Annotated in this window: 13 protein-coding genes; 2 read left to right on the top strand and 11 right to left on the bottom strand. The window is 64.5% G+C overall.

Annotation, left to right across the window (positions count from 1 at the left end):
- Positions 1–4: 4 nt before the first annotated feature.
- Complete coding sequence (gene iolC, locus WC739_RS09325; RefSeq protein ID WP_372952741.1) at positions 5–1,939, bottom strand: 5-dehydro-2-deoxygluconokinase; 1,935 nt, start codon at positions 1,937–1,939, stop codon at positions 5–7.
- A 223-nt stretch (positions 1,940–2,162) separates the two neighbouring features.
- On the bottom strand, positions 2,163–3,008 hold the full coding sequence (locus WC739_RS09320; protein WP_372952763.1) for a MurR/RpiR family transcriptional regulator: 846 nt from the start codon (positions 3,006–3,008) through the stop codon (positions 2,163–2,165).
- 154 nt (positions 3,009–3,162) lie between these two features.
- Between WC739_RS09320 and WC739_RS09315 the strand changes: the two genes are divergently transcribed.
- Positions 3,163–4,272: a Gfo/Idh/MocA family protein gene (locus tag WC739_RS09315; protein ID WP_372952740.1), complete on the top strand. Its 1,110-nt coding sequence runs from the start codon at positions 3,163–3,165 to the stop codon at positions 4,270–4,272.
- A gap of 137 nt (positions 4,273–4,409) precedes the next feature.
- Here the strand turns inward: WC739_RS09315 and WC739_RS09310 are convergent, their stop codons facing one another.
- The gene (locus WC739_RS09310) at positions 4,410–5,105 is read right to left on the bottom strand and encodes a helix-turn-helix transcriptional regulator (protein WP_372952739.1); all 696 of its coding nucleotides are present in this window, start codon (positions 5,103–5,105) and stop codon (positions 4,410–4,412) included.
- A gap of 129 nt (positions 5,106–5,234) precedes the next feature.
- Between WC739_RS09310 and WC739_RS09305 the strand changes: the two genes are divergently transcribed.
- The gene (locus tag WC739_RS09305; protein ID WP_372952738.1) at positions 5,235–5,870 is read left to right on the top strand and encodes a LysE family translocator; all 636 of its coding nucleotides are present in this window, start codon (positions 5,235–5,237) and stop codon (positions 5,868–5,870) included.
- Here WC739_RS09305 and WC739_RS09300 read toward each other — a convergent pair.
- The 8 genes from WC739_RS09300 to WC739_RS09265 form a co-directional block, all read right to left on the bottom strand.
- The gene (locus tag WC739_RS09300) at positions 5,839–6,339 is read right to left on the bottom strand and encodes a hypothetical protein (RefSeq protein WP_372952737.1); all 501 of its coding nucleotides are present in this window, start codon (positions 6,337–6,339) and stop codon (positions 5,839–5,841) included. The genes WC739_RS09305 and WC739_RS09300 overlap by 32 nt on opposite strands.
- On the bottom strand, positions 6,326–7,192 hold the full coding sequence (locus WC739_RS09295) for a hypothetical protein (RefSeq protein WP_372952736.1): 867 nt from the start codon (positions 7,190–7,192) through the stop codon (positions 6,326–6,328). Before WC739_RS09295 ends, WC739_RS09300 begins: the two co-directional genes overlap by 14 nt.
- Positions 7,193–7,242: 50 nt before the next feature.
- Entirely contained in the window at positions 7,243–7,512 is a 270-nt protein-coding gene (locus tag WC739_RS09290; RefSeq protein WP_372952735.1) for a hypothetical protein, read from the bottom strand.
- Positions 7,513–7,813: 301 nt separating this feature from the next.
- Positions 7,814–8,905, bottom strand: a complete 1,092-nt coding sequence (locus tag WC739_RS09285; RefSeq protein ID WP_372952734.1) for a 3-deoxy-7-phosphoheptulonate synthase — start codon at positions 8,903–8,905, stop codon at positions 7,814–7,816.
- Between the two features lie 278 nt (positions 8,906–9,183).
- Positions 9,184–9,978, bottom strand: coding sequence for an SDR family oxidoreductase (locus WC739_RS09280; protein WP_372952733.1), 795 nt, complete (start codon positions 9,976–9,978; stop codon positions 9,184–9,186).
- Positions 9,979–10,009: 31 nt separating this feature from the next.
- Positions 10,010–11,005 carry an inositol 2-dehydrogenase gene (iolG, locus tag WC739_RS09275; protein WP_372952732.1) on the bottom strand — a complete coding sequence of 332 codons (996 nt, stop codon included), beginning with the start codon at positions 11,003–11,005 and terminating at the stop codon, positions 10,010–10,012.
- Between the two features lie 108 nt (positions 11,006–11,113).
- Positions 11,114–11,881, bottom strand: coding sequence for an ATP-binding cassette domain-containing protein (locus WC739_RS09270; RefSeq protein WP_372952731.1), 768 nt, complete (start codon positions 11,879–11,881; stop codon positions 11,114–11,116).
- Positions 11,882–11,883: 2 nt separating this feature from the next.
- The coding region (locus WC739_RS09265; RefSeq protein WP_372952730.1) for an ABC transporter permease at positions 11,884–12,564 on the bottom strand (681 nt) is incomplete at its 5' end.

The following is a 12,564-nucleotide window of genomic DNA, read 5'->3' as shown; positions in this document are numbered from 1 at the left end:
GCCCTTATGCTGCTTTAAGGCCACGCGCGGCAAGCCACGCCTTGGTCAACTGTTCGAAGCGCGAGGCCATGTCGGCGACAGCCTCGTCATCGGACATCCTGCCGGCCAGCCACTCTTCGGCTGCGTGGACGAAGATGGTGCGGCCGACGGCAAAACCCTTCACGATGGGCGCCTTGGCAGTGGCGGCGAAGGCTGCTTCAAGCTCGTCCCGTGGCGCCTCCAGGCCCAGCAGCACGACGCCGCGGCACCAGGGATCATGTTTCAGGATCACCGCCTCGATCCTGGCCCAGGCACCGCTCGACGCCTGCGGCTCGAGCTTCCACCAGTCCGGCTTGATGCCGAGCGCATAGAGCTCCTCCAGCGCGCGGGGAATGGTGGTGTCGTCGAGCTCGCCATGCTTGCCGGCGATGATCTCGATGAGAAGTTCCCGGCCGACCTTCCGCGCAGCCTCGAACAGCGCGCGCAGTTTCTGCTGCTGCTCGTCCTTGAGCGCGGCGGGGTCGTCGGGGTGGTAGAAGCACAGGCATTTGATGCAGTGGTCGACAGGCCATTCGATGAGCTGCGAACCGATGTCCTGCGAGAACTCGAAGCGCAGCGGCCGCGAGCCCGGCAACTCAACCGGTCGGCCAAGCCAGGCAAAGGGATGCCTGGCGAATTCGAACATCGCCTCGCGTCCATGCTTCTCGTCGATCAGCATGCCGTAGCCGTCCCGGCCGTCGGCGACGCTCGCCGCCGCCTTGACCGCCAGCACCTTGAAGTCGCGGATGCGTGCCGGATCGGCGCCGGCCTTGGCCGCGACATCCTCCAGTTGCACCCGGTGGTCGCAGGCGAGCGCCATCAGCGAGGGGATGTCACGCCGGCGGGTCGTCGCCCAATGAATGTGGTTGATCGCTTCGTCCTTGCGCAAGGCCAGATGCTTGCTGCCGTTCTTGAGGAAGAACTGCAATTCCTCGAAGGTCGGATATTCCGGCGCGCACAGCAGCCGCGACACGGCGAAGGCGCCGCAGGCGTTGGCCCAGGTCGCAGCCGTCGCAAGGCTTTCTCCGCCGAGCCAGCCGCGCAGGAAGCCGGACATGAAGGCGTCGCCGGCACCCAGCACATTGTAGATTTCGATCGGAAAACCCTTGCCGACGACGCCGTCCTCGAGATCGTCGCTGACCGGCCCGTCATAGACGATGCAGCCCATGGCGCCGCGCTTCAAGACGATGGTGGCGGAAGACAGCTCGCGGATCGCCTTTAGTGCGCTCAGGCAATCATCGGCGCCCGAGGCGATCATGATCTCTTCCTCGGTGCCGACGATGAGGTCGCAGTCGGGCAGCACCGTCTTCAACTGGGCCGAAACCCGGTCGGACTTCACATAGCGCTCGAACCCTTCGGCATGGCCGGCCAGGCCCCACAGATTGGGCCGATAGTCGATGTCGAAAACCACCTTGCCGCCCCTGGCTTTCATGACGCGGATCGCCTTGCGCTGGGCGGCGTCGCTGTTGGGGCGGGAAAAATGCGTGCCGGTGACGACGATCGAGCGGGCAGAGCCGATGAAGGTCTCGTCGATATCCTCTTCTGACAGCGCCATGTCGGCGCAGTCGGTGCGATAGAAGATCATCGGCGAGACGCCTTCGCTTTCGACCGAAAGCAGCACCAGCGCGGTCAGCCGCTCCTTGTCGGTTTTCAGCCCGTCGGTGTTGACGCCTTCGCGCCGGAGCTGTTCGCGGATGAACCGGCCCATCTGCTCGTCGCCCACGCGGGTCAGCAACGCCGAGCGCAGGCCGAGCCTCGCCGTGCCGACCGAAATGTTGGCGGGGCAGCCGCCGACCGACTTGGCGAAGGAGGTGATGTCCTCCAGCCGCGAGCCGATCTGCTGGCCGTAAAGGTCGACGGAAGCACGCCCGATGGTGATGACGTCGAGCGGCGCCTGTTTCGCGTCCACGGCTTCGCTCATTGGAACCTCCCGTCGGGCTTGTTGTCATGGACAACGTCGTTTGGACGACACGCGCGAGCGGCAGCGTGGCGTCGGCAATTATGAAATAATAATTCCAATCCATAGTCAATATGGAATGAGCATTCCTTCGCCCGAACTTGCCCGACCGTGTTAATCGGACGCGGGACCAGGACTGGCTGGCTGGGCTCCGAAAGGATCACGGGCAAGGCACCAGGGGAGGCCGTCAGGCCTTGCGCTTGCGTCCCGTGCCGCGCCGCTTTTCGCCGACGCCGACGGTCAGCGCCATGGCCAGCGCCATCGTCGCCGACAGCGAGCGGAAGCCGGCAAAATCCGCCTCGGCGACCTCGAACCAGACCGTGGCGAACTGGGCGAGCGGGGAGAACGAACTGTCGGTGATGGCGACGATCGGCACGCCCTGCTCGGAAATGGTCCGCGCTTCCTCGATGGTGGCCGGCGCATAGGGCGAGAAACTGATGGCGATGACGGCGTCGGCCGGCGTGGCGAAACCGATCATCTCGGCGTTCAGGCCGGCGGCCGACTCGATCAGCTGGTTGCGGATTTTCAGCTTGCCCAGCGCGTAGGCGATGTAGCTCGCCACCGGGTAGGAGCGGCGCTTGGCCAGAACATAAATGGTCTCGGCCCTGGCCAGCAGTGAGACCGCCTCTTCGAGATTCGCTTCGTCCAGCGTGCGTGAGATATCGTTCAGCGAGGTGCTGGCGGCGGCGACGAAGCCGTCGAAGATCGCCCGGTGGCCCGCACCGCCCTCTGCCTTGGCGCGCAGCGCCAGCAGCCGTTCGTCGTAAGACGAGTTGCGCTCGCGCAGCCGCTCGCGAAACACCTGCTGCAGGCTGGTGAAACCGTCGAAGCCGAGCTGCTGGGCAAAGCGGATCAAGGTCGACGGCTGTACCCCCGCCGAAGCGGCGATGCTGGCGGCGGTGCCGAAAGCGATATCGTCGGGATTGTCGAGCGCGTAGGCGGCGATCTGGGCGATACGCTTCGGTAGGCTTTCGCGTCGGTCGAGGATCGTGGCGCGCAGCGTCTCGAAGTCGCGAGGTACCCGTTCGTCCATCGTCACTCTGTCCAGGCTCATCTAGGAACGACCTCTGTGCCCCATCATAGCGGGCCTGCGCAAGAACACCACAAAAAATGAGGCAGACGTTCCATTCCCGGAGAAAATGGATTAATTCATCCACCATGCGCTTCAGGCAATGGAGAAACGGATAATGGTCGGCGTCGGTCTCATCGGCACGGGTTTCATGGGCAAGTGCCATGCCATAGCGTGGAGTGCCGTCGGCGCGGTCTTTCCGGATGTCGCCAAGCCGCGGCTTGTCCATCTCGGCGAGGTCAATGATGAGCTTGCCACGCGCAAGGCGGGCGAATTCGGCTTCGCCAGGGCCTCGGGCGACTGGCGAGCCGTCGTCGACGATCCGGAGGTCGATGTCGTTTCGCTGACCACGCCCAACCAGTTCCATCCGGAAATGGCCATTGCCGTCCTCGAAGCCGGCAAACATCTATGGTGCGAGAAGCCGATGGCGCCAAGCTTCGCCGAGGCCGAGGCCATGGCGGCCGCGGCGAAAAGATCCGGCAAGGTGGCGGCGCTCGGCTATAACTACATCCAGAGCCCGGCCATCCGCCATATGGGTGCGCTGCTCGACGAGAAGATCATCGGCGAGGTCAACCATCTGCGCATCGAGATGGACGAGGATTTCATGGCCGATCCCGAGGCGCTGTTCTTCTGGAAGCATGAGGCCACGTCCGGCTATGGCGCGCTGGACGATTTCGCCGTGCATCCGCTGTCGCTCGTCTCGGCGCTGTTCGGCCGCGTCGCCAGCGTCATCTGCGACATGGCCAAGCCCTATGCCGATCGCGAGGTGGCCACCGGTGGCCGCCGCTCGGTCGAGACCTACGACATCGCCAGCGTCTTGATGCATCTCGAAAACGGCATTGCCGGCACGCTGCTGGTCAACCGCTCGGCCTGGGGCCGGAAGGGCCGCATTGCCATCCAGATCTTCGGCTCCAAGGGATCGATCCTGTTCGACCAGGAGCGCATGAACGAAATCCAGCTCTATGTCACGTCGGACCGCCCGACCGAGCAGGGCTATCGCAGCATCCTGGTGGCGCCGCACCACAAGCCTTACGATGCCTTCCTGCCGGCGCCCGGCCATGGCCTCGGCTTCAACGATCTCAAGATCATCGAGTGCCACGAACTGCTGACGCGCCTCGCCGGCAAACCGGCGCTGCTCATCGAATTCGCCGAAGGATTGGAGATCGAGCGCACCGTGCACGCCATGGCGCGCTCGTTCCAGGAAAAGCGCTGGGTCGACGTGCGGTAACGCTGGTTGAAAGATACCAAGGTTGGCGAGCGCGCGCCTTTCCTCTCCCCCGTCGATCAGGGGAGAGGTGTCGAGCGCAGCTCGACGGAGTGGGGGGTCGACAGCTCGGCGCCAGATCAGGCACCCATCCTCTGGCTTCAGCCACTGGCCGCCGGAGTCTCCCAGCCTCTGACCCAGACCTGCCGCAGCCGATCGCCCTCGCCCTGGAAGCGTAGCCCGGTCGGTCGGCAATCCCCGATCCGGTCGCTGCGAAAATTGCGGATCGCCTGGCGCAACTCGCACCAGGCGACGACGTTGGCGGTCTCGGCATAATAGATCAGCGCGATCGGGCGGATGAGACGCTCGGAGGCGCGACCCATTTCGTCGCGATAGGAGAGGTCGAGCTTTTCCTCGTCGCGAATGGCGCGGCGCACCAGCGCCAGGTCGATCGCGCCGGCCGACGGCGCGGCGAAGCCCCAGGCATGCAGCGCATTGGCCTCGAATGCCTGGCGCAGCGGAGGCGGCACCGCGCCGGCGATCTTGGCGCTGACGCGTTTGGCCGCGCGCTTGAGCTCATCGTCTCCCGTGCGCTCCAGCAGCGCCAGCGACAGCACAATCGCCTCCATCTCCTCGACCGAGAACATCAGCGGCGGCAGGTCGAACCCTGGCCGCAGGATATAGCCGATGCCGCGTCCGCCTTCGATCGGCACACGCATCGCCTGCAGGGCGGCAATATCGCGATAGATCGACCGTATCGTCACTTCCAGCCGCTCGGCGATCATGGCTGCCGTCACCGGCTGCCGCGCCAGCCGCAGGATCTGGATGATCTCGAACAGACGTGACGCCTTGCGCATTTATCCAGCCTCAAGCCGATCACAACTGACACACCATCGTCAGTTGGGTCGGCCTATAGGATCGCCTATCGGATTGAAAATCAACAGGTTCCGCTACGCACTGGCGGGACGAGGCGACAGGCAACTGACATGGGTTACGCGGAAAATCTCTGGCTGTTCTTCATCCTGCTGTTCGGCATCATCGCCGTTCCGGGCATGGACATGCTGTTCGTGCTCGCCAATGCACTGACCGGCGGACGCGACAGGGGCCTGGCCGCGACCGGCGGCATCATGGTCGGCGGCATGGTGCACACGCTGAACGGCGCCATCGGCGTCGGCCTGCTGATGCACTTCGTGCCGATCCTCTTCAAGCCGCTGCTGCTGGCCGGCGCCGCCTACATGGCATTCATTGGCATCACGCTGATGCGCAGCTCCATCACTGTCGGTCTGGACGGACCCGCCGGCAGCCGCTCGGCCTGGAAGGCGTTCCGACAGGGGCTGGTGACCTGCCTGATCAATCCGAAGGCCTATTTGTTCGTGCTTGCTGTCTATCCGCAATTCCTGAAACCGGCTTACGGCCCGATCTGGATGCAGGCGACAGTCATGGGCTTGCTGACGGTCCTGACCCAGGCCGCGATCTATGGCGGGCTTGCGATCACCGCCGGCCGCAGCCGCAACCTGCTGGTCGCCAATCCGCGGGCGACCGCGCTTGCGGGCCGGGCGGCCGGGCTGCTGCTCTTCGCGGTTTCCGTATTCACCGCTTGGGAGGGGCTAAGGGTGGCCTGAGCGCCGGCTCGAACGGCGTGCCGGCCACAAGGTCGGCCGGACAGGCCGGCGCTGCCGCTATCGCGAACACCCGCAATGTGGGCATATCGAAGCCGAGATAGCGCGCGAGCCTGCGCCGATAATTCTCGGTCCAGGTGCGGGTCACCGGCTGCTGGTTATAGAAGCGGCCGTCGAAGGCATAGAGCAGGCGCTCGCCGACAGTCTGCTGGGCGACGATGGCGCGCGACCAGCCCTCAGGCGCGACCTCGCCGATCCGAACAGTGCATTCGTCGCGTGTTCCCACGACCCAGGCAGGCGCGCCGGTCGGGTCGAAGGGCTGGATGACGAGGCCTCGCGTTTTCAGGAACGCAACGGCTGCCATGCCGTCATCGGCCGCGGCGCCTGGGGTCCGCGCCAGGGTAGCGGCCTTGCCCGCGAGGGTGACGCACAGCAGCAATCCCAGGACGAGGCTGGCGTCAGCGGGCCGCATCGAAACCGACCCTGTGGTAGCTGATGAGAGCGATCACCGCGAATGTGAGCCAGCCGGCCGCGCTCGCTCCGACAGGGCCATGCAGAAGGTCGTATTGCGATGGGTAAAACCCGATCAAACCGATGCGCAAGATATTGATCGCGATCACGGCGGCCGCGCACGCAGCGGTCCAGCCTATCGCGGGGAGCGTCCAGCGGCCGCTCCGCAGATTGACGAACACTGCGGCGCTGACCCAGACCAGCGAGAGGTTTGCCAGCGATGAGCAGCCAGGCGCTATGAACAGCGACCCGGAACCGTCGGCAAGCGGCACGACGTTGGCGACCGGCACCGTTCCGATCATCCAGCCGACAAGCCTGGCGTCGATATGCAGGATCGTTCCGCTGAACGCCGCGAACGCAAGCCGGGCCCAGAACAGGGGGATGGTCAGAGCGAACACGATCGCGGCGGCGCGCCGCGTTGGATCGTCGGACGCGGTGCGTCGAAGATGAACCGCGATCAGGCTCAGCCCGAGCCAGCTCAGGGCGGGCACGGGCGCGAGGAAGGCGAGGCCGGCGAGAAGGCTCACCAACCCATCACCCCGACGCAAACCGTCCTCGGCGGATGCCAGAGAAAACATCGCCAGCGCGGCGAAACAGGCGCCCCAGAGAATGATGCTGATGTCGAACGTGTTGAAAATCGCGGTGGCGAACCCGTTGTCGGCAACCGACCTGTAGACCTTCTCGCTGATGCCGTTTGCAAAGCCGACAGCCACCAGGCCGGCGAACAGAGAAGACCGCGTCAGCCTGGCATCTGCGAACACCCGCAAAGCGGCTGAGCGAGCCGATGGAGAGACAGCGCGATCACCCGCGGCCATGTCGAACCCAGTCTTGCCGATGCTCCATTTCGAAGAACGGCTCGGCTGAGCTATTCTTTGTTCTTGCGGCTGCGCTTCCTCAGCCAGACATAACCGCCATAGGCCGCCAGTACCGGCAGGCCAGCGCCGGCAAGCGGGCCGGGAACGCCATAGCTTTTCCCGCCGCCCCGGCCATTTCCCGCACCGCCACCGACACCACCGCCACGTCCGCCACCGACACCGATCTTTATGACGCCTAGGTCGATCGCTACGGCGGAAGCTGGAGAAATCGCCATCAGACAGAACGCCATGCCGCAGACAGCGGCTCGAACCTTGCGCATCACAAGCCCCTAGTTGAACAAGTCCAGGGCGAAGGTTAATCCTTTGCCGGCGGGTAGGTCATGCATCTCTTAGGAGTAGCCGGGTCAAAGGCGATCCTCAACTTGATCTAGCCGGTTCCGGGGGATTCCAGGCGATCCGCCAGCTTGGCGGAGCAAAATAGCGCGAGCCGGCCGCCGGCCGGCCGATCTTTCGTTGCTTACACGGACTTCGAGATCATTTGGCTCCCGAAGCCTGCGTCCGCGCGCGGCCCGCGCGCCGGACGACCTTGCAAGGGGGAAGGTGGTCCGGGCACGCGCTGGATCAGGCAGCGCCCTGCCGGCTCTCAAGCATGGCGCGGCGCACCGAGCGGCGCCATTCGACAGCGCCGGCGAGGCCGTGCAGCACGGTCTCGGTGGTCGCCCAGTCGATGCAGCCGTCGGTGATGCTCTGGCCATAGACCAGCGGCTTGCCTGGCACCACGTCCTGGCGTCCGGCGACGAGGTTGCTCTCGATCATGAGCCCGATGATGCGCTCGTCGCCCGCCGCCACCTGGCCCGCCACGTCGGCCGCCACCTTGGGCTGGTTCTCCGGTTTCTTGGCCGAGTTGGCGTGGCTGACATCGATCATCAACCTGGGCGCCACGCCGATGCGGGCGAGCTCCACAGACGCGGCTTCGACGCTCGCAGCGTCATAGTTGGGCTGAACGCCGCCGCGCAGGATGACATGGCAGTCCTCATTGCCCGTGGTGGTCGCGATGCCGCTGCGCCCGCCCTTGGTCACAGCCATGAAATGATGCGGCTGGGCGGCGGATTTCACCGCCTCGGCGGCGATCCTGAGATTGCCGTCGGTGCCGTTCTTGAAGCCGACCGGGCAGGACAGGCCCGAGGCCAGTTCGCGATGAATCTGGCTCTCTGTGGTGCGCGCGCCGATGGCGCCCCAGGCGACGAGGTCGGCAATGTATTGCGGCGTCGTCATGTCGAGGAACTCGGTCGCCGCCGGCAGTCCCAGATTGTTGACGGCCGACAGCACGTTGCGCGCCATCCGCAGCCCCTTGTCGATGTTGAAGCTGCCGTCGAGGTCGGGATCGTTGATCAGGCCCTTCCAGCCGACCGTCGTGCGCGGCTTCTCGAAATAGACCCGCATGACGATCTCGAGCCGGTCGGACAGGGCCTCGCGCAGCGCCGCCAGACGGCTGGCATAGTCAACGGCCGCAACCGGATCGTGGATCGAACAGGGGCCGACGACGACCAGCAGCCGGTCGTCGGTTCCGTTCAGAATGGAATGGATGGCGTTGCGCGAGGCGCTGACGGTGCGCGTCGCCGTCAGCGTGCGCGGAATCTCCCGCATCACCTGGTCCGGCGTGCTCAGTTCTCGGATTTCCTTGACGCGAAGATCGTCTGTGGTGGTCAACACGGCTTTCTGCTCCTGATTGGGGAGACCTGCCGGCTGATACAAAAAAGCCGCCAGGTCTGGCGGCTGTTCGGATCTCGTTGCTGCAATCTTCAGATCGAGCGCAATCCTCCCGCCGCCAGCGAGCTCCTAAAGTACCAATATGTGGCGGACAGGTTGATCATGGGGCTCATATAATCGAAGCCGGGGCGTTTGTCACGTGCCGTAATGAGTTGGCGACATCGCTGGCGAGAGTGCCCCTCTCTCCGTAAAGTGACGGGAGCGGCAACGATGCTGGCTCCTTACTCCGGTGACGTCCCCGCGACATTCTGGTCATAGTCGACCAGCGAGCCGGTCATGACGCCGGATTGCGGACTGATCATGTAGCTGATCAGGCGCGCCAACTGGTCCGGCTTGACCAATTGCCCCATCGGCTGACCGGCTTCCGCCTTTGCCAGCCAGTCTTCCGGCGCGTCGTGCCATTTCTTTTGCACGATGTCCTCGCCCTCGGTATCCATCCAGCCCGGCAGCACGGCGTTGCAGCGGACGCGGTTGAAGCGATAGGCATTGGCGACATTCTTGGTCAAAGTCGCCAAGGCGCCCTTGCTCGACGAATAGGGCGCCAGGAAAGACTGGCCGCAATGCGCCGACATCGACAGCACGTTGACGATCGAGCCGGGCGCCTTTGTCTCCAAGAGATGCGCCACCACGCATTGCATCAGGAAGAAGGGACCGCGCACGTTGGTGGCGAAGATCTGGTCGAAGACCTCTTCGGATGTTTCGACCAGCGAGCCGCGCGCCGAGGTCGCGGCGGCATTGACCAGCGCGTTGATGGCGCCGAAATGCGAAATCGCGGTGGCGACGGCGCGCTTGCAGTCGGCCACTTTCGAGACATCGGCGCTGATGAAGATGACGTCGACGCCGGCCTTCTTGAAATGGGCGACGGCCTTGTCGCCCTTCTCCTGCGAGCGGCCGATGAGCGCCAGCGCCCGGCAGCCCTCGTCGGCCAGCGCCTCGGCGACGGCGAAGCCGATGCCTTGCGCACCGCCGGTGACGATGGCGCGTGTCTGTGAATTACGATCGGCGGATGCGCTCATCGCTTTGCTCCTGTGGGTGGGGTCCGGTTTCTCACTTGTCGAGACGAACGGTCTTGCCGGTCGTTGCCGATTTCAGCGCCGCATCCGCCAGCTTCAACGCGACGAGGCCATCGGCGCCGCTCGGTGACGCTTTCTTCCCCGACGTCGCCGCGGTGATAAAGGCGGCGATCTCCAGCGCATAGGCGTCGAGATAGCGGGTCATGAAGAAGTCGTGCAGCGGCGGACGCGTGTAGCCTTTCTCGTTGGCGAGTTCGATCGACACCGGCCGCTGGTTCTCGGCAGCAATCATGCCCTTCGAGCCATGCACCTCGATGCGCTGGTCGTAACCATAGGTGGCGCGGCGCGAGTTGGAGATGACGGCCTGCTTGCCGGACGCGGTCTCGAGGATGACGCTGACCGAATCGAAATCGCCGGCGGCGCCGATCTTCTTGTCGACCAGCACCGAGGCATGCGCGCTGACCGCCACCGGCTCCTCGCCGAGCAGGAAGCGCGCCATGTCGAAATCATGGATCGTCATGTCGCGAAAGATGCCGCCCGAGCGCTTGATGTAGTCGATCGGCGGCGCGCCGGGATCGCGCGAGGTGATGGTGACCATTTCGACGGTGCCGATGGCGCCGTCATCGATCGCCTTGCGCACGGCGGCGAAATGCGGGTCGAAGCGCCTGTTGAAGCCCACCATCAGCGTCGCCTTGGTCTTGTCGACCACGGCCAGGCACTTCTCGACACGCTTGACGCTCAGGTCGATCGGCTTTTCGCAGAAGATCGCCTTGCCGGCCTTGGCGAAGCGCTCGATCAGATCTGCATGGGTATCGGTCGGCGTGCAGATGACGACGGCATCGATGTCATTGGATGTCTCGATGGCGTCGATGGTGCGCACTTCGGCGCCATAGGCGGCCGCCAGTTCGGTTGCCGCCTTTTCGAAGGCATCGGCGACGGCCACCAGCCTGGCCTGCGGATTGGAGCCGACAGCGCGGGCATGGACCTTGCCGATGCGGCCGGCACCGAGGAGGGCGAAACGGAGCGTCATGGGATTTCCTCTGAGGATGGTTCGAAGCAAACGATGGCGCCGGCCATGGGCGCAGGTGAATTTTCGGCAAAGACAGGAGCGACAGGGGGGCGTTTACCGCATCCCCCGTCAAGCCGCGAGTTCCGCCTCCCCGGTCTTGGCGCCCGTGATATAGGAGACGACATCGTTTCCATCGGTGTCCTGCTTGCGCAGATTGGCAACGATGCGGCCGCGCCGGAAAACGACGATGCGGTCGCAAAGGTCGAACACCTGGCGCATGTTGTGGCTGATCAGGATCAGCGGCTCGCCATTGTCCTTCAGCGTGCGTACGATGTTCTCGACCTGGGCCGTCTCCTGTACGCCCAGTGCCGCCGTCGGTTCATCCATGATGATCAGCTTGGAGGCGAAGGTGGCGGTCCGGGCGATCGCCACGCACTGGCGCTGGCCGCCAGACATGTGGCGAATGGTGTTCGACAAATTGGGGATCTTCACCGCCGTGCGGATCAGCGCCGCCTCGGTCGCCTTGCGCATGTACTTGCGGTCGAGGATCGAGAACGGCCCGAGGTTGAACAGCACCTTTTCGCGGCCGAGGAACAGGTTGGATGGCACGTCGAGATCGTCGGCCAACGCCAGGTTCTGGAACACGGTCTCGATGCCCGCCTCGCGCGCCTCGATCGGACCGGTGAAATTCACCTCCTTGCCGTCGAACCACATCTTGCCGCTGGTGCGCTGCTCGACGCCGGTGATCTGGCGCACGAACGTCGATTTGCCGGCGCCGTTGTCACCCATGATGGCGACGTGCTCGCCCTTGCGCAATTCGAAATTCGCGCCTTCGAGCGCATGCACCCCGCCATAGCGCTTGGTCATGTTCTCGGTCTTCAGGACGATGTCAGACATGATCAAGCCCTCATTGCCCGCAGGCGTTGCCGCCACTGATCGAGAACCACCGCCCCGACGATGATCACGCCCTTGACCATCTCCTGGTAGTAGGCGTCGAGGCGCAGGAAGGTGAAGCCGGAGATGATGACGCCGAAGATCAGCGAGCCGATCACCGTGCCGATGATCGAGCCGCGACCGCCCGACAGCGAGACGCCGCCGATGACCGCCATGGCGATGGCATCGAGTTCGTACATGACGCCCATGCCGGACTGCGCGGTAAGGTTCTTGGAACTCAGCACCACGGCGGCGAGCGCGGCCAGTATGCCGGCGATGGCGTAGACGAGGATCTTGTGGTTGGCGATGTTGATGCCGGACATGCGCGCGGCGTCCTCATTGGAGCCGATGGCGTAGCTGTGCTTTCCATATTTGGTGTAGGTCATGATCAACTGGAACAGCACCGCCAGCGACAGGAAGATGATGACGGGCATCAGGCCCTTGCCGATCGCGGCGAAACCTTCGGTCGGAAAGGAGATGGGCTGTCCCTTGGACCACCATTTGGCGATGCCGCGCGCGGTCACCATCATGCCGAGCGTGGCGATGAACGGCGGAATGCGCGTGTAGGCGATCAATGCGCCGTTGACGAGGCCGGCGAGCAGGCCGCAGCCGATCGCCACCACCACCGGCACGATGACAGGCAGATC

It is taken from the genome of Mesorhizobium sp. (assembly GCF_041661565.1).
GTDB lineage: Bacteria > Pseudomonadota > Alphaproteobacteria > Rhizobiales > Rhizobiaceae > Mesorhizobium.
The sequence above is the reverse complement of the archived record's forward strand: the minus strand, read 5'-3'. Positions and strand labels throughout refer to the sequence as shown.

Coding starts and splice junctions, on each gene's coding strand:
- iolC (WP_372952741.1), bottom strand. CDS start 1,939: ATGAGCGAAGCCGTGGACGCGAAACAGGCGCCGCTCGACGTCATCACC.
- WC739_RS09320 (WP_372952763.1), bottom strand. CDS start 3,008: ATGGACGAACGGGTACCTCGCGACTTCGAGACGCTGCGCGCCACGATC.
- WC739_RS09315 (WP_372952740.1), top strand. CDS start 3,163: ATGGTCGGCGTCGGTCTCATCGGCACGGGTTTCATGGGCAAGTGCCAT.
- WC739_RS09310 (WP_372952739.1), bottom strand. CDS start 5,105: ATGCGCAAGGCGTCACGTCTGTTCGAGATCATCCAGATCCTGCGGCTG.
- WC739_RS09305 (WP_372952738.1), top strand. CDS start 5,235: ATGGGTTACGCGGAAAATCTCTGGCTGTTCTTCATCCTGCTGTTCGGC.
- WC739_RS09300 (WP_372952737.1), bottom strand. CDS start 6,339: ATGCGGCCCGCTGACGCCAGCCTCGTCCTGGGATTGCTGCTGTGCGTC.
- WC739_RS09295 (WP_372952736.1), bottom strand. CDS start 7,192: ATGGCCGCGGGTGATCGCGCTGTCTCTCCATCGGCTCGCTCAGCCGCT.
- WC739_RS09290 (WP_372952735.1), bottom strand. CDS start 7,512: ATGCGCAAGGTTCGAGCCGCTGTCTGCGGCATGGCGTTCTGTCTGATG.
- WC739_RS09280 (WP_372952733.1), bottom strand. CDS start 9,978: ATGAGCGCATCCGCCGATCGTAATTCACAGACACGCGCCATCGTCACC.
- iolG (WP_372952732.1), bottom strand. CDS start 11,005: ATGACGCTCCGTTTCGCCCTCCTCGGTGCCGGCCGCATCGGCAAGGTC.
- WC739_RS09270 (WP_372952731.1), bottom strand. CDS start 11,881: ATGTCTGACATCGTCCTGAAGACCGAGAACATGACCAAGCGCTATGGC.